This is a genomic window from Staphylococcus lutrae (assembly GCF_002101335.1).
GTDB lineage: Bacteria > Bacillota > Bacilli > Staphylococcales > Staphylococcaceae > Staphylococcus > Staphylococcus lutrae.
Genome location: NZ_CP020773.1, coordinates 1,127,974 through 1,149,996, shown reverse-complemented (window position 1 = coordinate 1,149,996; position 22,023 = coordinate 1,127,974). Strand labels below are relative to the sequence as shown.

General features: G+C 38.8%; 18 protein-coding genes and 2 pseudogenes. 13 read left to right on the top strand and 7 right to left on the bottom strand.

All coding sequences use genetic code 11. From position 1 onward, the window contains the following. The first annotated feature begins 22 nt into the window (after nt 1-22). The 6 genes from B5P37_RS05305 (at nt 23) to merA (ending at nt 6,232) form a co-directional block, all read left to right on the top strand. Entirely contained in the window at nt 23-1,135 is a 1,113-nt protein-coding gene (locus tag B5P37_RS05305; protein WP_085237254.1) for an NAD(P)/FAD-dependent oxidoreductase, read from the top strand. Beyond that, the gene (locus tag B5P37_RS05300; protein WP_085237253.1) at nt 1,129-2,454 is read left to right on the top strand and encodes a nucleoside recognition domain-containing protein; all 1,326 of its coding nucleotides are present in this window, start codon (nt 1,129-1,131) and stop codon (nt 2,452-2,454) included. Before B5P37_RS05305 ends, B5P37_RS05300 begins: the two co-directional genes overlap by 7 nt. Before the next feature lie 209 nt (nt 2,455-2,663). After that, nucleotides 2,664-3,713, top strand: a complete 1,050-nt coding sequence (locus B5P37_RS05295; RefSeq protein WP_085237252.1) for an ABC transporter permease — start codon at nt 2,664-2,666, stop codon at nt 3,711-3,713. A gap of 12 nt (nt 3,714-3,725) precedes the next feature. Next, entirely contained in the window at nt 3,726-4,400 is a 675-nt protein-coding gene (locus B5P37_RS05290) for an ABC transporter ATP-binding protein (protein ID WP_085237251.1), read from the top strand. A gap of 83 nt (nt 4,401-4,483) precedes the next feature. Further along, entirely contained in the window at nt 4,484-4,906 is a 423-nt protein-coding gene (gene hypR / locus B5P37_RS05285; RefSeq protein WP_085237250.1) for a redox-sensitive transcriptional regulator HypR, read from the top strand. Then, nucleotides 4,907-6,232 (top strand): hypothiocyanous acid reductase MerA, encoded by a 1,326-nt coding sequence (gene merA, locus B5P37_RS05280; protein WP_085237249.1) that lies wholly within the window; start codon nt 4,907-4,909, stop codon nt 6,230-6,232. A gap of 473 nt (nt 6,233-6,705) precedes the next feature. Here merA and B5P37_RS05275 read toward each other — a convergent pair whose 3' ends face one another. The 3 genes from B5P37_RS05275 to B5P37_RS05265 all read right to left on the bottom strand — a co-directional run bounded on the left by B5P37_RS05275 (nt 6,706) and on the right by B5P37_RS05265 (nt 9,573). After that, nucleotides 6,706-7,683: an amidohydrolase family protein gene (locus B5P37_RS05275; protein ID WP_085237248.1), complete on the bottom strand. Its 978-nt coding sequence runs from the start codon at nt 7,681-7,683 to the stop codon at nt 6,706-6,708. A 123-nt stretch (nt 7,684-7,806) separates the two neighbouring features. Further along, on the bottom strand, nt 7,807-8,166 hold the full coding sequence (locus tag B5P37_RS05270; protein WP_085237247.1) for a DoxX family protein: 360 nt from the start codon (nt 8,164-8,166) through the stop codon (nt 7,807-7,809). Between the two features lie 21 nt (nt 8,167-8,187). Next, nucleotides 8,188-9,573, bottom strand: coding sequence for an MDR family MFS transporter (locus tag B5P37_RS05265; RefSeq protein WP_085237246.1), 1,386 nt, complete (start codon nt 9,571-9,573; stop codon nt 8,188-8,190). 129 nt (nt 9,574-9,702) lie between these two features. Between B5P37_RS05265 and B5P37_RS05260 the strand changes: the two genes are divergently transcribed. Together B5P37_RS05260 and B5P37_RS05255 are read left to right on the top strand one after the other, a co-directional pair. Next, nucleotides 9,703-10,494 (top strand): arylamine N-acetyltransferase family protein, encoded by a 792-nt coding sequence (locus B5P37_RS05260; protein WP_085237245.1) that lies wholly within the window; start codon nt 9,703-9,705, stop codon nt 10,492-10,494. Between the two features lie 15 nt (nt 10,495-10,509). Beyond that, on the top strand, nt 10,510-11,085 hold the full coding sequence (locus B5P37_RS05255) for a TetR/AcrR family transcriptional regulator (RefSeq protein WP_085237244.1): 576 nt from the start codon (nt 10,510-10,512) through the stop codon (nt 11,083-11,085). Between the two features lie 181 nt (nt 11,086-11,266). Here the strand turns inward: B5P37_RS05255 and ssuE are convergent, their stop codons facing one another. After that, complete coding sequence (gene ssuE, locus B5P37_RS05250; RefSeq protein WP_085237243.1) at nt 11,267-11,806, bottom strand: NADPH-dependent FMN reductase; 540 nt, start codon at nt 11,804-11,806, stop codon at nt 11,267-11,269. 371 nt (nt 11,807-12,177) lie between these two features. On the opposite strand from ssuE, the gene B5P37_RS05245 reads away from it, so the two are divergent. The 3 genes and pseudogenes from B5P37_RS05245 (at nt 12,178) to B5P37_RS05240 (ending at nt 15,214) form a co-directional block, all read left to right on the top strand. Beyond that, nucleotides 12,178-12,498: a hypothetical protein gene (locus B5P37_RS05245; RefSeq protein ID WP_085237242.1), complete on the top strand. Its 321-nt coding sequence runs from the start codon at nt 12,178-12,180 to the stop codon at nt 12,496-12,498. A gap of 256 nt (nt 12,499-12,754) precedes the next feature. Next, nucleotides 12,755-12,847 (top strand): annotated as a pseudogene (locus B5P37_RS12345) (YSIRK-type signal peptide-containing protein); the annotation flags it as partial. 51 nt (nt 12,848-12,898) lie between these two features. Further along, nucleotides 12,899-15,214 carry an SdrD B-like domain-containing protein gene (locus tag B5P37_RS05240; RefSeq protein ID WP_420852988.1) on the top strand — a complete coding sequence of 772 codons (2,316 nt, stop codon included), beginning with the start codon at nt 12,899-12,901 and terminating at the stop codon, nt 15,212-15,214. Between the two features lie 162 nt (nt 15,215-15,376). Here B5P37_RS05240 and B5P37_RS05235 read toward each other — a convergent pair whose 3' ends face one another. Then, a complete protein-coding gene (locus B5P37_RS05235) occupies nt 15,377-15,871 on the bottom strand; it encodes an isoprenylcysteine carboxyl methyltransferase family protein (protein WP_085237240.1) in 495 nt (164 codons plus the stop codon). Nucleotides 15,872-16,155: 284 nt separating this feature from the next. Between B5P37_RS05235 and lip the strand changes: the two genes are divergently transcribed. Next, nucleotides 16,156-17,943 (top strand): YSIRK-targeted triacylglycerol lipase, encoded by a 1,788-nt coding sequence (gene lip / locus B5P37_RS05230; protein ID WP_240622387.1) that lies wholly within the window; start codon nt 16,156-16,158, stop codon nt 17,941-17,943. Between the two features lie 154 nt (nt 17,944-18,097). Here the strand turns inward: lip and B5P37_RS05225 are convergent, their stop codons facing one another. Next, nucleotides 18,098-18,199: an SE2200 family small protein gene (locus B5P37_RS05225; RefSeq protein WP_085237239.1), complete on the bottom strand. Its 102-nt coding sequence runs from the start codon at nt 18,197-18,199 to the stop codon at nt 18,098-18,100. A gap of 13 nt (nt 18,200-18,212) precedes the next feature. After that, nucleotides 18,213-19,706: an L-lactate dehydrogenase (quinone) gene (lqo, locus tag B5P37_RS05220; protein ID WP_085237238.1), complete on the bottom strand. Its 1,494-nt coding sequence runs from the start codon at nt 19,704-19,706 to the stop codon at nt 18,213-18,215. A 742-nt stretch (nt 19,707-20,448) separates the two neighbouring features. Here lqo and B5P37_RS12340 point away from each other — a divergent pair. Continuing rightward, nucleotides 20,449-20,556: pseudogene (locus B5P37_RS12340) on the top strand (KxYKxGKxW signal peptide domain-containing protein); the annotation flags it as partial. Between the last annotated feature and the right edge of the window lie 1,467 nt (nt 20,557-22,023).

Below are 22,023 nucleotides of genomic sequence, written 5' to 3'. Positions count from 1 at the left end.
CGATTTATAAGGGGGGATTGTGATGCAGCCACAACACCATCGTGTCATTATTATTGGTGCAGGCGCAGCAGGGATTGGCATGGCCGTCACAATGAAAACATTTCAATTTGATGAAATATGCGTGTTAGAAAGTGGCACAATTGGACAATCTTTTAAAAATTGGCCAAAATCAACACGGACAATAACGCCATCATTTACTTCAAACGGCTTTGGTATGCCGGATATGAATGCCATCTCGACAGACACTTCACCGGCTTTTACATTTAATGAAGAACATTTATCTGGTGAGCGCTATGCAGAATACTTAACAGTCGTTGCGGAACATTATGACATCCCGATTCAGACACAGACGTATGTAGAAGACGTTCAATGGGTCGATGGACGATATGAGTTGAGCACGTCTCGTGGGCAATTTAGTGCAGACTATCTCTTTATCGCAACGGGTGATTTTGCTTTTCCGAACCAGCCTTTTGAACATGGACTTCATTACAGTGAAGTGGAGGATTTTCGAGAATTACCGGGAGAAGCATTCACAATTATTGGTGGGAATGAAAGCGCCTTTGATGCGGCGATTCATTTAGCACAACGGGGCGCACAGGTCTCTATTTATACAAGTTCCACAGGGTTTGACGCCGAAGTTGCCGATCCGAGCATTCGTTTGTCACCTTATACGTATCAACGTTTAAGAGACGTTCTGGAACAAGGAAAAGAAATTGAAATCAACGTGAACTATCGTGCAGAGTCGATTGTTTATCGTCATCAGCAGTATGAAATTCACTTTGAACATGGTGCGGTGGTCTACAGTCAAACCGAACCGATTATCGCAACGGGGTTTGATGTGACACAAAATCCGCTTGTTCAGCAACTGTTCACTGTACAGGAAGGGGAAGTACGCTTAACGGATCTGGATGAATCCACACGTTATCCGAATGTATTTTTAATTGGTGCAACCGTGCGTCATGCCGAAGCTATTTTGTGCTATATTTATAAATTTAGAGCGCGTTTTGCAGTATTAACGCGTGCTGTCATGGAGCGTGAACAATTGACAGTCGACACAGCGTGCATAGAACGGTATCGTGATAATCAAATGTATTTAGATGATTATCGTTGCTGTGAAGTGGATTGTTCATGTTAACGGTGGTGTACGATTTGTTCAGTGGTCGAGTGACGCCGATTCCACAAGGACCGCACCAGCTTCAATTATGTGGTTGGAACAAATTGGATCCCGTTGAACAACAAGCGTTAAAACGCTGGATCATCAAACATCGTTTAGAAGTGTCTTTGAAACATCCTGTCCCCTCTCATCACGAACAAACGCAATATATCGTGCGACAGTTACAATTATTTTGGCACGAACAGCAAGCGCAGCGACCGACGTTATTACAAACTGTCCTCGGTTGGCTATGCATTTTCGGGATGTTTGCGTTACCGGTCTATGGGGCGTACCATTTTTCAGAGTGGTTTCAAAATCACTATATCGCACCGTGGATCACGCGTATCGCTCAAGCACCGGTATTTGAAGCGTCGCTCGTACAGGCACTATTATTCGGGGATTACGGTGTTTTATCGCTAGGCACCTACTCTTTGGTTTGGGCTTTGCCGGTCGTCGTCTTGCTAAGTTTATCGACTGCACTGATCAATCAGAGTCATCTGAAACCGACAATCATTTGGGCAATCACGCCGACGATGCGAAAAGTAGGACTTGCGGGGACAGATATCATTCCAGTGTTAGAAGGATTCGGTTGTAATGCAGCAGCCATCGTACAAGCCGGACATCAATGTCATCACTGTACGAAGGCGCGTTGTATGAGCCTCATTAGTTTTGGGACGTCTTGTAGTTATCAAATTGGAGCGACATTATCAATATTTAACGTTGCGCATCAATCCTGGTTGTTTTTGCCGTATATCGCGTTGGTGTTAATCGGCGGTGTGATTCACAATCGACTATGGTATCCGACGACTTCAACTGCCTTGATTCCCATGCAACCCCTTCAACGTCAAACGCTCGTATGGCCCTCATTTCGTCGTACGGTTTTCGAAATGTGGGGTAGTGTTCGGATGTTTATTTTACAAGCTTTGCCGATATTTATTGCCATTTGCTTTCTCGCAAGTAGTTTGGCGTTAACGCCTTTACTTGAAGGTGTGTCACAATTATTTATTCCTATTTTGAACTTATTACAGTTGCCACATGAATTATCACCGGGACTCTTATTCTCAATGATTCGTAAAGATGGCATGTTGTTGTTCAATCTGGATCACGGCAGTATCATTCAAAAAGTATCTGCCATACAATTGTTAGTGCTGGTCTTTTTTAGCTCAACGTTTACGGCATGCTCCGTTACAATGACAATGGTACTACGTCAGTTAGGCATTCGAGAAGGATGTCGTATGATTTTACGCCAAATGGTGACTTCATTGATTATCGTAGTCTTATGTGGGATTTTACTGATTTGAATTGAAACATGATAAAAGATAGAAAAATGTAGGCGTGTGTCGAAGTGGAGATGGAAAAATGCTCACTTTGTCGCACGCCGTTTTTTGTGAAAAGGGCGATCATCGGTGTCGTCAATACCGCGATTATTCAGTGTGCGTTTGACGCATGCGCTTAGAAATCGTAGATAAAGGGAATATGGTCATATCAGGCACAAATGAGGAGGGAATCGATGTTTTTAGCATGGCATGAAATTAGACGCAATCGACTTAAATTTAGTTTGATTATTGGGATTCTTGTCTTGATTAGTTATTTATTATTTTTACTTTCAGGATTAGCAAAAGGATTGATTAACATGAACACAGAAGGCATTCAACAGTGGCATGCAAATGCGATTGTTTTAAATAAGAATGCCAATCGAACGATCGAACAATCACGTTTTAACAAAGCATGGGTCGACGGTAAGTTTGATCAACAAGTGAGTTTAAAAGAAACAAGGGTCATTATATCGAATGGGAAAATTAAAGACAATGTATTACTATACGGGACAGAGCCACAAGCTTGGATGATACCCAAATTAATAGAAGGCCGTTTGTTTGAAAAGCGTCACGAAGTTGTGGCAGATCGCACATTGAAAGAAAAAGGGTTTAAAATAGGCGATCATTTATCTTTATCACAATCGAATGAAACGCTCACGATTGTCGGTTTTAGTCAATCAGCGAAATTTAATGCTGCAGCTGTTTTATTCGGAAACGCTCAAACCATTGAAGGCATTAACCCTACATTAGCAGATCCACAAATCAATGCGGTGGTCGTTAAAGATAAGGATTGGAACCAACATAAACTAAATTCACAGCTTGAAATCATTGATATCGATACATTTATTGAAGGGCTACCCGGATACAAAGCACAAAATTTAACATTGAATTTTATGATCAGCTTTTTATTTGCGATTTCAGCAACGGTGATTGCGGTATTTTTGTATGTGATGACATTACAAAAAGTCACTTTGTTTGGTGTTTTAAAAGCACAAGGTTTTACAAATGGGGATTTAGCCCGCGTTGTGATGGCACAAACTTTGATTTTAGCATTGATAGGCACAGGCATAGGGTTACTTCTCACTTTATTAACGGCGCGTTTATTGCCTTCAGCAGTACCGATTCAATTTGATTGGTTTCATTTAAGTGTTTTCGGACTCATACTAATCTTCGTCTCTTTATTAGGAAGTTTGTTTTCGATTTTAACCATCAGAAAAATAGATCCGCTGATTGCGATAGGGTAGGAGGTTTTTGAAATGTTGAAGTTCCAAGAAGTAACGAAAGTATTCCAAGATGGCAACCATCAGATCGAAGCGGTGAAGGCAACGACGCTACATTTCAATGAAGGTGAATTGATTGCGATTGTCGGGCCATCAGGGTCTGGAAAAAGTACATTTTTGACAATGGCGGGTGCGCTACAACAGCCAACGTCTGGTGAGATTACGATCGGTCATCAAAAATTATCGAATTTAAATGAAAAAGCGTTAGCGCGTGTACGGATGCAACAAATCGGTTTTATTCTACAAACGTCCCAATTGATTCCATTTTTAACAGTACAGCAACAATTTCAACTCCTCAAACGTTATAAAAAAGATGTGATGACCCTTTCTGAGTTTGAAGGGCTCATCAAGCAGTTGGGGTTGTTAGAAGTAATGCATTTGTTGCCAAGCGCATTATCAGGCGGTCAAAAACAACGAGTTGCCATCGCAAAGGCCCTTTATACGAAGCCGACGATCATTTTGGCAGATGAACCGACTGCTTCATTAGATACAGCGAATGCCTTAGCAGTCATGGATATTTTAAAAGTGCAGGTCAAACAACGACGTAAAACGTGCATCATTGTCACCCATGATGAACGTTTAACCGCATATTGTGATAGAACATTTGAGATGAAAGATGGCATATTAACAGAGCAGTGTACAACAATGTAATAAATTTTAAGCATATCCGTTTTCTTTAAGTGGAAATCATGCTTTAATGTAACTATAAAAATTACAATTAAAGAGGTGCAACGATGAATCTTGAATTTAATATTGCTGTGCACGTTCTTGCTTTTTTAAATCAACATGATGGAGAAGTCTTCAGCAGTCACGCACTTGCTGAAAATGTCTGTGTCAATCCTGTTCAGTTACGTCGCGTCATGTCAAAACTGCAACAAAAAAGCTATGTTGCAGTCAGACGTGGAAAAAATGGGGGCTATTTGGCGACTGAAACGGGTCCGCAAATTCAGTTGGTTGATTTGTTTCATATGTTTAGCCGACCTGAAAAACATGGGCGCTTGTTTACTGGATATACAGGAAGTCACTGTGAAATTTCACAGAAGATTGAAAAAGTGATGTACCGGCATTATTTGAATGAACAAGAACGCATTGCGGCATATTACCAACAACTAACTATTGGTGATATCATGCATCAAATTAAAGAGGTGGCAGATTAAATGGAACAGTACGACTTAATCGTAATTGGATTTGGAAAAGCAGGAAAAACACTTGCAAAATATGCGGCACAACAAGGTAAGAAGGTGGCCGTTGTTGAGAAGTCAGAAGAGATGTATGGTGGCACATGTATCAACGTCGGTTGTATTCCATCAAAAGTACTCGTTCATGACGGATTGGCACATGGGCATTTTAATGAAGCGATGCAGCGAAAACGTGAAGTTGTTCAGGCATTAAATCATAAGAACTATCATCTTCTAGCAGATGATGCACAAATCGATGTGATTCAAATGACTGCCACTTTTAGAACGGCGCATGAGATTGATTTGCTTAATAAACAAGGTGAAGTGACTCGGACAATTACAGGCACACATATCGTTATTAATACGGGCGCACAATCCGTGATTCCACCATTTAAAGGTGTCAAAACGGTGAGACGTGTTTATGACTCCAAAGGGTTAATGGATTTGACAACACAACCGAAACGGCTTGTTATTATCGGTGCGGGTTATATTGCGTTAGAATTTGCTTCAATGTTTGCACACTTTGATACAGAGGTGACGGTGTTAGAACGTTCAAACCAAATATTGAAAAATGAGGACGAAGCGATTGCCAAACAGGTGACAGAGGATTTAATCGCACAAGGCGTTCGTATCGTTTATCATGCTGAGACGACAGAAATTGTAGACGAAGCGGAAGCCACTTTGGTGGTGACAACACAAGGAACATTTGCAGCAGATGCTGTGCTCATCGCGACAGGACGTCAACCGAATACAGCCGGCTTAAATTTAGAAAAGGCAGGCGTGCAGTTAGGTGAACGCGGTGAGATTATCGTCAATGCACAACGACAAACAACGGTTGATCATATCTACGCTGTTGGGGATGTGACAGGGGATTTACAATTCACTTATATTTCTTTAGATGATTATAGAATCGTGAAGTCACAGTTATATGGTGACGGTCAACGTACAACCGCGCAACGTGGGGCGGTTCCGTATACCATGTTTGTTGATCCTCCAATGTCTCGCATAGGGATGACTGCTAAAGGTGCACGAGAACAAGGGTATGACATCATTGAAAAAGCAATGGCAGTCAACACAATCCCGCGTCATAAAATCAATAATGATCCTCGCGGTCTATTTAAAGTAGTTGTTGATGCGCAGTCTAATCAAATTTTAGGTGCGACATTATATGGTGCCCATTCTGAGGAATTGATCAATCTCATTAAAATAGCGATGGACCAACAGTTGCCGTATACCGTATTGCGAGATCAGATTTACACACATCCAACAATGGCAGAGTCTTTCAATGACTTGTTTAATTTGTAAGAGATGGTTTCAAAATGTATAGAATCGTGCCAACTGATGGCTCAGGTGGCACTGTAAAATCGACAAATATTAGTCTGGAATGATTGTATTCTTTGGGGAATGACTTAAAGAATACAAAGAGAATCAAAATCATGTGAAGAGGTTGCATCTATGAATGGTCAAATATTGATAGATGCCCTTTTTTATACGCAATTTTAAGCGATTGTCCTTCAGTGGATCATTTTCATGACCCTATCGTGCTTCTTGTGTTAAAAGGTACAAGTGAAGTCCAAATGATGCAATGACATCACACTAGTAATCATAGATGAAGCATACAGTTGATATATCAATAGGGACGTGGCATGTTTAAACGCATGGGAATGTGTGCGTGTAGAGTGTAGGCTGACTTCCCACACAAACTAAATGTGGCGTGGAGAAGTCGAGTCACCTCTAAAAACATACATGTGATTAATCGTTAGGGCCTGCGTTGGTGTTTAGTGCGATTCATGAGGGTGATCAATCTCAAAAAAGCGAATGGCGTTGCCATATAAAATGCCATCAATTTTATCAGGATCAATACCTGAATTTTTAATATAGGTTACGGCACGCGTATATTTTTCGTCTTGGAAGTATGGGAAGTCGCTCCCCATCATGAGATGGTCAGCACCGAATGAGTCCATCGTGTTAATTAATGAAGGCGCATGGAAATTCGCAGTATCATAGTAAAATTGACGGTTTAAAATTTCCCATGGACTATCCTCAAAAGCATTCCAATCTTCATAATTATCTTCAATACGTTGAATAAAGAAAGGTAAGGCGCCTCCCAAATGAGAAATATGAAATTTAATATTTGGATATTTTTGTGGGATTCTATTTTTCAACAAATGTAATGCAGTGAAAGTTGCTTCTAACGGTGCACCGATGACCCAATGTAATTGGTAGTCATTAATCATTGGAGATTGTGCGCCGCAACCAGTTGGGTGAATGTAAAGTGTGGCTTTGAGGTCATTCATTGCTTCGAAAAAAGCTTCGAATTGCAAATCTGCAACGGAAATTTTATCTTTGATGAGCGTAGGAATGGCAATGCCGATAAATTCATCTTTAGCGAGTAATGTACGTGCTTCTTCGATGGCTTGATCAATATAAGGTAAAGAGACAGCACCGTAAGCTAAGAAGCGGTCTGGATATTTTTGAACGAGTGATTCATATAAGTCATTAATCATTTTTGCAGATTGTTTTGCTTCTTCTTTTGTGCCCCATTGTGGCGATTGTGGTGTGGCAGAAATGATTTGTTTGCCTACACCCGCATCATCCATCATTTTAAAGCGTTTTTGTAGGTCTTCATCTGTTTCAGATTGGTTGATGCCTTTTGCTACTTCTGTGCCTTGACTACCGAGTTTTCCGAGTCTTTCAAGATAGGCTTCACTCCATAGATGTGCGTGTGTATCGATTGCTTTTTTAGTCGCTGTCATTTTGATTCAGCTCCTTTAATTTTTTATTCAATAACGACAGGGGAGGCTGAGCAAAGTCGGAATGAATGTCCGCATTTTTACGATATGGATCGGCCTCCCCTTATCATTTAGTATTACCCTTTTTTACTTTTTAAAACTATCAATTAGCGTTAAAGTATTTAAAAGAAAATATTTTCCAGCTGCTTGTGTTGATTTAACACCATGACCAGCTTTTAAATGTTGAAACATTGCGACACCCATAATAATGTTAATCATGATTGCACCGAGACGAACAAGTTTAATCCCTGCTTTACCAAACGATGAAGTCAACAATAGGATAGAGCCCACAACTTCAAAAATTCCTGCAATTTGCATCAGTTCACGATCAATATTGAACGCTTCCTTTAATTCTGTGGCCATTTTTTCATCACTTTTTACTTTTGGTAAACCACTTTTGATAATATCTCTTGCAACGTAAGCATTAATAACATGATTTAATAACATGCGATTTCCCTCCGAAATGTTTTAAGAATGTTTTTTTGAAACTTTGAATGCCATGATGATACCAACGACACTGAGTGCAGCAACGATGCGATATGTCCATTGCAAACCGAAAATATTGCCCATCACTGACGGCCCATCATATGTCGCGGCGAGTTGTGACATTAATGTAACGAGTAACCCCGTCCCAATGGCAGCTGAAATCTGTCTCAACGTGTTATTCATTGCTGTTCCATGTGGAATGAATGTTTTAGGTAGGGCATTCAATCCTTCAGTCGTCATCGGAACCATGATGCCGGCATTTCCAAGCATAAGAATTAAAAATGCGCTAATGATATAGAATATCGACGAATCTGCTTGTAAAAATGAAAGGAGAATCGCGCCAATAAAGATAAAGAGCATGCCGGAAAGCGCCAATACACGGCCGCCTATTTTGTCGTAGAGATTGCCTGCTACAGGAGCGAGTAAGCCCATGACAAGTCCACCAGGTAATAAGATGAGTCCGGATTGTAGCGGTGTAAGGCCTCGCATCGTTTGCATGTAAATCGGTAAAATCGTTAATGTCCCAATAAACATTAAAAACATTAAGATGACAAGGCCGATTGGAATGGTAAACGAGCGATATTGAAAAACACGCATTTCTAGCATCGGCTGTTCCAGTTTCAATTGACGACGGACAAATACCACTAAAATGACGATGGCAATAATAATTGTCATATAGACGATAGGATTACGCCAACCGAGCTGTCCCGCTAAACTAAAGCCAAATAATAATCCACCAAAACCTAATGTAGAAAATATGACAGACAAGATATCCAATGACGGCTTACTGAGTTCGGTTAAGTTCATCATTTTAAAGTAGCCAAAGAGTAATACAATGGCTGAGAAAACTAAAATGATTAAGAACAGATAACGCCAATTGAATAGATTAACGAACCATCCTGACGCGGTAGGACCAATCGCGGGTGCAAATCCGATAACCAGTCCGAAAAGCCCCATTGCCATCCCACGTTTCTCTACTGGGAAGACGAGGAATAAAAACATTTGCGTTAATGGCATTAAAATCCCTGCGCCCATCGCTTGAATGGCACGTCCGACAAGAATAATGACGAATTGTGGCGCTAACATACATAATAATGATCCCAAAATGAACAAAGTGAGCGCGGTCATAAATAATTTTCTCAATGAAAAGCGCTGTGTTAAATACGCTGTGATTGGAATCATAATACCGTTGACAAGCATAAAGATCGTGGTGAGCCACTGAGCAGTAGAACTTGTGAGACTAAAATCCCGCATAATTTCAGGAAGTACAGTTGTGAGTAATGTTTGGTTAAGTACTGCGATAAAAGCCCCCAATATCATTACAATGACAGCTGGCATATAGTGGGATTTCGAATTGATTTGAGACATATCTGAAGACGCTCCTTTATAAACGGAATTAACTATCACTTATTTTAAGCGGAATGCATTCCATTTGTCAAATGAATCTTTTACAGATATGATAGTGTCATTAACATGATAGGGGGAGGGCATCATATTATGGATGTACAAAAAATAGATGAAAGAATCGCAGTGGATCAAAATAAACAATTTGAGACGCGCGTTGAAGCGTTGGATTATTACCTTCGCCATTTTATGCAACATATCCCATTTGAAAATTTAGATGTTCAAAATGGTGTTGAGATTTCTACAGATATTAATGATTTATATGAAAAATTTGTGGAACAACATAGAGGGGGATACTGCTATGAGATGAATACCTTTTTTAAAGCGTATTTAGAAGCAAAAGGCTTTGAACCGTATTTCCTTGCGGGGACGATTCATACGCCGGGGGGTGGTCGCAGCAGAGAAGACTCTCATATGTCATTGGCTGTCGATCTTGAAGGCGAAACGTATATTGTGGACGTTGGATTTGGTGATTTACCGGTTAAAGTCATGCATGTCACAGAACACGGTGAAGACACGGTCGATGATACAAATGGAACGTATCGAGCTGTGAGTGGTCAAGGGATGATTCGTGTTCAGAAATGGGTAGATGACGCATGGCAAACAAAATATGAAGTGACAAATAAAGCGAGAAATTTAGACTACTTTGATGATAAAATAGAGTATAATTCAAAAAATCCAGAATCCGTCTTTGTGAAACGTTTGATTGTGACGATGCCGACTTCAGTTGGAAGAGTGACATTGTCTCATCAAAATTTTACTGTCACGGATGAAGAAGGAAAACGAAAATCACCCGTGACAAAAGAGAATTACCGTCAATTGTTAAACACGCATTTCGGTATCGATTTGAAGGTGGATCGACTAGAAAAAATTGAAGCAGAATAAAAGGAATGTAACACGATGAAAAATCAGGAAAAGACAAAGCGGTTAGATGCCCGACGCAATAAAAAGAAGATTTTAATGACAGTCTCACAAATGTTACATGAAAATAGTGACTTGGAATCTATCAATATGACAGCGATTGCGAAACGTGCTGAGGTCGGTGTTGGCACCCTATATCGCCATTTTGCGAGTAAATCATTGCTTTGCCAAGCCGTCATTAACGATCAAATCAGTGATATGTTTGATGAAATTGAATCTTTTTTAGCCGCGTATAGTGAAGCATCCATGTACGATAGAATTTATGGGGTGCTTGAGATCTTTATTAAGTTTAAAGAGCGCAATTTGAATTTGCTGAGTTTTATTGAAAAACATGGTTTGAAAGAAAACTCATTTAGTGCGGCGCCTTTTTATCATGACTTATATCGGATTTTAGAAAACGAAATCGCGAAACAAGATGAAATGACAGATGTTCAATTGAAATTGGACTTATTGTTAAACGGATTTTCTTCTGATGTCTACTTGTTTGAACGATTCACTCGGGGCTATTCAAAAGAAAAGTATTTGAATAAATTATTAGAAATATATTTAAAATAATGTCACTAAAAAGACTCGATTAAGTGTTCACTACATTTAATCGGGTCTTTTTTATAGATAGGCTCTAAAAGGGGAGGCGCCTATAATTATGTGATTTGTGAATAGGAAAAAGCCGTTAAAATGCGCGTTGGCGTTTAACGGCTTTTAATGGTTAAAAGTGCATGTCCCCGATGTGAGACGATTAGCTTTTAACCGTCGATTTATCGTCTACAAATTTTTTGAGTGTCTTACTCAACGCTTCATCTGCTTCGCGATCAAAGTGATAACTACCGTCATCATTGTAAGAGATGTGTTGGTCTAAAATGAAGCGGCCTTTATGAATCGTATCTGCCCCCAGTTCTTTAATGACTGGATCGAGACTATATTGCATCGCCAAGACGTGTGCAAAAGAACCCCCGACGGCTAAAGGCAAGACGGTCTTACCGGTAAAAACGCGGCGTGGTAATAAATCTAGATATGTTTTTAAAATACCAGAATACGCTGCTTTGAAAACTGGAGAAATGATGATAATGCCTTCTGATTCCTCGATTGCTTGATGCGTAGCGGTAATAGAGGCATTTGAAAAATCAGCAGTAATCAGTGCTTTTGCATCGAGTTGATGGACTTGAATGACTTCTGTCTCAATCTCCGCTTGGTTGAGATAACGTTCTGTATATTCGATCACCCCTGTCAAACGAGATGCAACTTTGTGACCCCCTGCAATAATTGTTACTTTTACCACTAAAAAAACCTCCTTTGAAATCCCTCATTATGACATGACACGTGCCTAATAAGGATGTCAATCTATTGCTATCTATCAGTATAGCATTTTAAAAACAAAAATTTCAGTCAAACGAACGCGTCCATTCGTATTAAAAATTGCTGCGCTATCGACTTAAATGTAATTCCTAGCTTTAAAAAGTGTGGAGATTGAGATACGGGTCAATGGCGCGCATAAAAACATACTACAATAATTTTTTTGTTTTAATTTTATAAAAAATACATACTTAATGACTTAAGCATTAACTTGAAGTTTATTTATCTATATATTATTAATGACATAATATGTCCATCTTATTTATTACAATATAAATATGTTATGAGGAGGAGTGTATGAATCAACCTTATCGATTACTTTCAATTTATACTGATTTGATTTTAGGCAAAGAAATTAACAAAATGTATATGGCAAATGAATGGGGGGTGAGCTCTAGAACGATACAAAGAGATATCGCACATATTCGTAACTACATCCATGAGAGTGACAATTGGCATATTTTGGATGATCCCATTATCTACAATCATATTACCGACAGTTATTATTTGAATGTTGATAGACAACATCTAAAACATCACTTTTCTTATTTGCATATGAGTCGTAAAAAGACAAATGATAAAACAATTGCTAAATATGAAACCCATTTAAAACGATAATATTTTTAAAATTAAGAACATTGTTGCATCAAGTGATGGCGTTAAAATAAGCCAATGTCATTTTCGAAAACCTTTAGCACTTATTTATGAAAGCGGTTTAATGATGTATCTGATTTTGCCTTATCTCAATATTAATAAATGAGATTAAACCGATACATGTTAAACATCATATTGATTAAAACGAACGAATACAGGAGGGTTTTACAACATGAAAACCAAAGCAAAAGATGATGTGTTCGCGCATCAACAGAATACTTATGCGATAAGAAAATATACAGTAGGAACAGCGTCCTTACTGATTGGAGCGACTTTAATTTTTGGTCTCAATGCCAAAGAAGCGCACGCAGCTGAAGGAGACGTGGGCGCGGCCGTTCCGGAAGCAGGACAAGTCGAAAAGCATATGCTATCTGAGGATACGACTCAGCCTGGAGACATGCCAGCGAATCCGGCATCAAATACGGCATCAAATCAAGCAGTGGCAACTGACATGCCAGCAGCGCAACCCCCAACACCTACACCAACGCCTTCAGAAACAACAGAGGTAAAGCCAACAAGTCCAACGACGACAGAGGCGCCACAGCCTTCCCAAAATGCATCAGAAGCAGTTATTGCAGTGCCGACTACAACGGAAAAAGCATCTTCATCTCATGTCGCATTGTCTAATACGCCACCCATCCATACGGTAGCGGTCGACAACACGTCGGGTATATCGAATATTAAAACGGTGATCACAGATAAAGATAAAAACAATGGAGATAATGACGGTGTCGTTTATCCACATCAACTTGGCCATCTTGAAACACAAATCAATTTTAACGTAGACGATTCAGTTAAAGCGGGAGATACTTTTGAAGTCAAGTATTCAAACAATGTTCAAATCAGTGACTTCTTTGAAAATAGATCGACACCGCCAAGTATTTATAATTCAGGTGGAGAGTTGATTGCGACAGGTCGATATGATTTAAACACAAGAACGTTGACGTATACATTTACTGATTTTGTAGACAAACATAATAACGTATCTGCACAGCTCAATTTGTTGAGTTATATTGAGAGAGATGTAGTCAAACAAGCTGGGCCGCAAAAAGTTGATGTGACCGTTGCGGGACAAACGACTTCAAGAACATTCGATGTGAAATATCAAGACGTGATTTCGGAAAACAATGTCAATATTAATTCGTTTTTCGATGAGTTTGATTTTGTATCGGGAGAATATTCGCAAGTTGCGTACGTGAACCTTTTGAAGAAAACAATCAGTAAACCGGAAGTGAAAATTTTTGGCTACGGCAATAACACAATGCCTGAATCAAGCAGTGCAGTTGTGGCAAGCAATGATACCGTTAAAGTCTATGAAGTGCCTGACGGTGTGACCTTAGCGGATAGTTATAAGCCAGATTTTTCTAAGTTACTAGAACTGACGCCTCATACAGACTATACATTGACGTATAATACAAATGGCACGGATATGGTGTCCATTAAATTTGCAGAGCAAGTGACTTCAAAAAGATATGTCGTGTACACGAAAGGAATGCAAGATTTAAAATCGACACAGCCACTAGTACAACGTGTGAGTTTATTAGGAAATGATGAAAAAAATACTGTACGGACAACAGTTTATTCAGAAAATCGTATTGAGACATTAAAAAGTTCAGCGTCCGGTCAAGGGGAGAAGCATTTTAATTTAGGAAACAGAGTTTGGGAAGATGTGAATCATAATAATGTACAAGACATTGCGGATAAAGGCATTGCAAATGTTACAGTGACATTGAAAAACCCTCAGACAAATGAAGTGTTGCAAACGACAGTGACGGATGCAGAGGGCTACTACTTGTTTTCGAATTTAAACAATGGTGATTATATCGTTGAGTTTACAGATCCTACTGTGAATGCAGCTGGAAAACAGTTCGTTCCAGTTGAGGTGCATGTAGGGAATTCTGAAATCGACTCGGATATGCAACGCGTTGCGGTGACGATTCATGATGCAGATGATTTGTCGATTGACAGAGGATTCAGAGTTGTACCAGACCCAACGTATACGATTGGCGATAAAGTATGGGAAGACACAAATAAAAACGGTATTCAAGACCAAAACGAGCCAGGGATAGCGGGAGTCAAAGTCGTTTTAACGAAAGCAGATGGGACAACGGAAGAAACAATGACAGATGAACAAGGAATGTATCACTTTACACATTTAGTTAATGGTCAATATAAAGTAACGTTCTATCCGCCAGAAGGATATGAGGCAACATTACAAGACATCGGCAATGATGCATTCGATTCTGATGGAAAAGAAGTGACGGTAACAGTCAATAACGCGGATGATATGACGATTGATAGTGGGTTCTACCGACCAACAGTTGAGCCGACACCAGAGAAACCAAGTGAACCAGGTAACCCAGAAGGCCCAACACCGGAAAAGCCAAATGAACCAAGTAACCCAGAGAATCCAACACCGGAAAAACCAAGTGAACCAGGTAATCCAGAGAATCCGACACCAGAAAAGCCAGGTGAACCGATGCAGCCGAATCATGATCCAATAAAAAAGGTCGTGTCGTATACAAAATCGGATTCAATGAGTAAGAACAAGAAGGAAAGTTTACCTGAAACAGGTGAAGCGGAAACAATGCAAACACCATTGATTGGATCGATACTTGCGCTATTAGGGGGACTATTCATATTGAGACGTCCTCGTCAAACAAAGAAGGATAATAAATAGTACATCTGTGAAAGAGGGTTTGAGCACGGTCTCAAGTCCTCTTTTTTAATCTCTAAATGAAGTTTTCATATTCATGTCTTGAGCTTTAACGCGGATGTTGTTTAAGAAAAAACAAAAAACGTCTCCCTAAAGTGAATATGAAATAGAGAGACGTTGTCCATATTATAACGACATGAGTTTTTCTTCTTGGCGAATGCGCACATATAAGAAATAAGCATATGGAATCAATAAGAGTGTCGTATATGTTGCACTTGTTAATAATAAGACCCCAATAAGTTCTGGAATAATATTGAGATAATAATTCGGGTGTTTTGTTAATCGATAAAGCCCTGAACGAATGATCGGATGATCTTCTAAAATATATAGTTTTAATGTCCAAATGGCACCTAAAGTTTTAATGACATGGAATAGGACAATATAAGCCAAAATTAAAATAATAAGACCCAATGTATTCGAAATGCCCCATGTGCTCGGTGTGACAAGCGCTTCAATTGCTGCACCGACGTAGATAAGGATATGTGTGATTGCCAACCACTTTGAGTTTTTTTGTCCGAATTCTTTAGCCCCATTCTGAATCAGCTGTTTTGAATGACGGATTGAAATAGAGAGGCTGACTAAGCGGATTAAAAAAAATATCAGTAAAATAATAAAAGTCATCGTTTCCTCCAAAGCAAAAGATTTATGTTAGTTTATATTGCTTTACACATGATTTTATATTAAACAGTTATTTTTAAAAAGACCATTAACTAATTATTAAATATAGTAAGCATATCGAAAAATTATTTTAAAGTGTACGGAAATAGTGAATAATTGTAGCATTATAACTTTGAAATTGACAGTTAAGCAATGAAATAATTGAATTAGGCAAAAAAGAAAAAAACAAAAATAAAAAGGTTATATTAATAATATGTATTCATATTTAATTAAGGAGGGGTTTGACCTTGAATCATCAAAAACGTCGTACTTATGCATTGAGAAAATTGTCAATGGGTGTTTCCTCAATCGCCATTTCCGTTGGAGTGATTAGTTTTATTAGTCATGATGTTCAAGCCGCTGAAGTACAACCGACGCAACAAGTCCAAAAAGAAGAGGCAGCGCCAAACGTCACACCTTCTAACGTACCACTTAAAGCAAATGAAGCGATTTTAAAGTTAAATGAACAGCAACAAGATAGCAAGACGAGCAGTTTAGATACACCGAAAACGCAAGAAGTGAATCAAGCAGAGCAACCGCAGCAGCCGCAAGTCGACCCGGACTATTCAGTGAAAAAACAAGCAGAGCAACCACCACAACTTGATACAGATGATGCGGTGAAAAAACAAGCAGAGCAACCGCCACAACCTGATACAGACGATGCAGTGAAAAAACAATCGGAAGAACAACCGAAACCGGATACAGATGATTCGGTGAATAAAGATCATCAGCAAGAGAACAAGGAAAAAACAGAGGATAAAGTACCACAACAGCCTGCGCCTCAGCCAGAACATCAGCAAAACGCAAGTGAAACAACAACTCAAAAAGCACCACAAGTCAAAGCCCCTCAAACAAAACCCGCAGTAAAAGCACCAAAATCAACACAGCAAGCACAGTATAAAAACAGAGACCCCATTATCTTTGTACATGGTTTTGCAGGATTAGTTGGGGAGAATGGACCTGCAAACTCCAATTATTGGGGTGGTAAAAAATTAAAAATTATTGATGATTTAAGAGCAGCCGGCTATAACGTATTTGAAGCAAGTATCAGTGCATTTGGTAGTAACTGGGATCGCGCTATTGAACTTTACCACTATATTAAAGGCGGAAGGGTCGATTATGGTCAAGCTCATGCCGAAAAGTATGGTCACGAGCGTTATGGTAAAACATATGAAGGGATTTTACCTAATTGGCAACCGGGTCAAGCCATTCATCTAGTCGGACACAGTATGGGAGGCCAGACGATTCGTATGTTAGAGGACTTGTTGCGCAAAGGGGATCCAGATGAAATTGCTTATCAACGCGCGCATGGGGGCACGATAAGTCCGTTATTCTTAGGAGGACAAGATCATCTTATTGATTCGATAACAACGATTGCGACACCTCATGATGGGACTGTTGCCTCGGATGAGTTAGGGAATGGTGAATTTATTAAACGCATGATTTATGAATTCAGTATCTTCGCAGGACGCAAAAATTCTAAATTAAATTATGGCTTAAAACAATGGGGATTGGAGCAACGTGAAGGTGAGACGTATCTACAATATGCGCGACGTGCAAGTCAAAGCCCGCTGTTCCAATCAAAAGATACAGCGCTATACGATTTGACACGTGAAGGTGCCAAAAAATTAAATGAACGTACAGATATGAACCCGAATATTTTTTATAAAACATATACAGGTTCAGCGACGAATGAAACCGTCTTTGGTACGCAAATGGCGGACGCTTATATGAATATTGCACATGTGTTCACAGGGGATTGGATTGGTGCAACTGAAGACCCAGCATGGCGTGAAAATGACGGTCTTGTCTCAGTTATTTCGTCACTTCACCCCGATGATGAACCTTTTGTTAACGTCGCGTTTGATTCACCACCTGTAAAAGGGATATGGCAAGTGACCCCTGTAATGAAGGATTGGGATCACACTGATTTTACGGGACAAGATACATTAGATTGGCATCGTAATGCGGGAGAGTTATCACGTTTTTATCGTGATTTAGTAGACGACCTCGTACGTAAAGAACAATACGTATAATGATGAAATCAAGTATGCTGTTAAAAAGAAAAGTGAGATGATATGATGTCATGTCACTTTCCCAATTTGATTATGCATCTAAAAAAGACGTTCAAAGTGAGAGAACTTACTTTGAACGTCTTTTAGAAAGGTTGTTAACGAATATCAAAGTCTCTTAATATTCGATGTTTGGTGCTTTGTTCACATGTTGTTGATAACGTTTTAAAGCAACAAATGCTGCAGTGAGTATAGTTGCAACGATTACTAATCTTTTCATGCTAGCAACTCCTTTACTCGTAATAATTTAACTCTAAGTCTTTTGAAGTTTGTTGACGTGTTTTTCTCATTAAGTCTACATCTTCAATTAATGATTGACCATAAGATGGAATCATTTTTTGTAATTTTGGTTTCCAAGCTTCTTCATATTCTGAGAAGTTTCTTTCTAATACCTCTAAAGCGACAGAAACAGATGTTGAAGCCCCTGGTGATTCACCAAGTAAAGCAATGACTGTATGGTCTTCAGAGTTCACAACTTCTGTACCGAATTGGATAAACCCTTTACCATATGCTTCAGTATCTTTAATGACTTGTACACGTTTACCGGCAGTGTATAATTCCCAATCTTGATCTTTTGCTTCTGGGTAGAAAGTACGTAAGTGATTCATACAACCTTCTTTTGTCATCAAGATTTGGTCAATTGAGTATTTAATTAATGGTAAGTTTTTCACTGCAGCTGCAAGTAAAGTCGTAATGTTATAAGGTTTCACTGATTTGAATAAATCTAAGTTTGAACCGTTTTTCAAGAACTTAGGTCCAATACTTGCAAATGGTCCGAATAATAATGATTTTTTACCATTAATATAACGTGTGTCTAAGTGAGGCACTGTCATTGGTGGTGTGCCAGGTGGCTCTTTACCGTATACTTTTACACCATGTTCTTCAATGACTGCTGGATTCGTACACATCAAGAATTGACCTGTAATTGGGAATCCACCTAAATGTTTACTTTCAGGGATACCTGTTTTTTGTAACAATGGAATTGCACCACCACCAGCACCGATGAAGATATAATCAGCGAGTTGAACTTGTCGATCGCCCGTGTTACGGTTGACGATTGTAACTTCCCATTTCCCATCTAAGCGACGGTTGAAATCCTTAACTTCGTGATTGTAGTGCACTTCAGCATTTTTATGTTTCTCAATGCTTTTCGCCATTTTACGTGTTAATTCTCCAAAGTTAACGTCAGTACCTTCGTCAATTTTACTTGCAGCCATGATGTCACTTGCACTGCGACCTTGCATCATCAATGGCATCCACTTTCTCATCACTTCAATGTCTTCAGTGTATTCAATGTTATCAAACATTGGGAAAGCTTTCATTTTGTTATAACGATCTTTTAAGAACTGTACGTTATTTTTTCCGCGTACGAAGCTGATGTGTGGAAGCGGATGGATGAAATCTTTAGGTGTATCGATGTTTTTACTTTTAACAAGATAACTCCAAAATTGTTTTGAAATTTCGAACTCCTCGTTAATCTCTTTTGCTTTTTCAATGTCGATTGAACCGTCAGGCTGTTTGACTGTATAGTTCAATTCACAAAGCGCAGCATGACCTGTACCTGCGTTATGACGCTCGTTTGAACTTTCGACACCTGGACGATCTAAGCGCTCATATAATTTAAGATTCCATTCTGGTTCTAAATCTTTAATCATTGAGGCGAAAGTCGTACTCAGTACACCGGCACCGATAATAATGATGTCTTTTGAATCTGATTGAGTTGGCATACATAATCACCTTTCGTTTTTATATAGTGGGAAACTGGTTGAATTTCCCGAATCAATAGTAAGGATGTCACAAAACTTAAAATAAGCCTCCGTATATTATAATACATTTATATATATTACGGAAATGAATTTCTTTGATAAAGTTAAAAAAATTGATAGGTTAGGCCGTTTTGATTTGAGGCACCTCATTAATTCTACATTTTAATAATACAGTGTTTTAAAGTGATGAATCAATGATTTTTATTATCTATTTTAAATTGTAATATTTGTCACAGTAGAAATTTGTATTGTTGAATGTCATATCATGTGAATAATGAACAAAAATGCTGCACGCATGGACGAACAAAACATCTCACTTTTGATGCAAGTCACTAAAGATGCTCTGATTCCGACTTGTAATACCCTGGATTTATTTAATTTTTTTGAATTTAATTGAAATGTTATCGTGAGTAAAAAGGCTATTCTATATATAAAGGTTATTATAATAAATTCTTAAATAAACCATCATTTTTAGAAAGAAGCATTGAAAACACCCCATATTTCCATTCCTTTTTAGCTTTAACAGTTTCTTAATTGTTAAAAACAAATTTCCATTAAATAAAATTAAAACTGTTGTTATAAATAGTAAATACCAATGATGAATTAGGTTATATTTCTTATAATGTTTATGTAATTATTTTATTGCGTAAATCATAAAAAAGATTTATTATCCTATATAGGCTGCGATGAAAAGTTTAGTTTTATGAAATTATTTAATGGGAGTTTTGCAATGACAAAAAAGTTTAAAGAGTTTAGAAAAAGTTTTGGGCAAGAAAAAGCAAGGGTGAAACTTTACAAATCGGGCAAAAATTGGGTGAAAGCAGGGATTAAAGAGATTCAACTCTTAAATGCGATTGGCTTTCCCTTTTTAAGTCGAAGTTTTGTGAAAGAAGAAAGTGGTGAAGGTACCGCAATAGGAGAAAAAATCAAAGAACATGCGCTCCGAACGACCGCCATTACGGGAGGCTTGTTCACGGTGAACATGTTACATGACCAGCATGCCTTTGCCGCATCAGATGCACCAATTACTTCTGAATTGGCTACGAAAAGCCAAACAGTCGGTGATCAAACATCAGTTGTTATCGACAGTATTGTTTCTACATCTAATAAACATGCTGAATCGATGGATGTTGATAGTACATCTGAAAGTGAAAAATTCAATGAAGCAAGTGAAAGTGCTTCAACATCGGAATCCCTCAGTCATTCCGTTACGACTTCGGTAGAATCACAACAGCAACATAGCACCGAAAGTCAATCATCTTCATTAGTAGAAGAAAAAAGTAATACTTCATCGCAAAAAGATACAGAAACGTCAGCAAGTAAGACAGAAACTTCTACATCTATTAATCAGAAAAACCTAACTTCAAGTCAGCCATCTCATTCATCTCAAGCAATGCAGGTCTCTGCAAGTGAGTCAGCTTCTGTATCAAAAGGACAACAGTCGAATACAGTCGTTGCCTCAGTCACGGATATGACCGAAGTGGGAGAAGCGGTATTTAGGGCAGCCGCTACGTCAAGTGCATCAAAAACATACACTGGAAAAGGACGTTGGGAAAGAGGAGAGCTAGAGATTTACTATAAAATCACAGCAACAAGCGATGGTAAAAATTTAGTCATCCGCTATACGATCTCTCAAGATAATCCAAATACCTCTAATGTGGAAACTCCAAGGTGGATCGGTGCGAGAATTAGAAATATTCACAATGCGTGGGATTTGGAAAATACAGAGGCATCAAAAATACAACTTCGTTTAGGACAAGGTTATGGTCAACCAACTTCGATTAAACAAGGTTTAACTGCGCCAGGATACGGTGATTTTGTCAATGCACCCGACATTAAATATCTTAAAGGCGGATCGTCACAAGGATATTATTGGGATGGTAATTTCCTGAATGCGGACCAGGGGCCAAAGGGTTACGGGATGACAACAGAAATTACAGTACCAATTGTAAATCCAGATGCTGACTTACATTGGAGTTTTCGACCAGTTGCACGTCAGTATGCGTTTGGTGGTATAAGAAAATGGGATTACTTTAATAAGACATGGGTTTCAGGGGAAGATCCTTATCAACCAATAGCAAATAGCCTCAATAATAGTAGAAGTGATAGTAGAAGATTGTCGATGTCTCGTTCCGCGGAACTATCAGAAACTGATTCTAGAAACGATTCTAGAAATCAATCGATTGTAGCTGCACGATCACGATTAAAAAGTCAGTCAATTGTCAGATCGAATTCAGCAAGAATGGCAAGCGAATCAGTATCACGAAGCACATCAGTG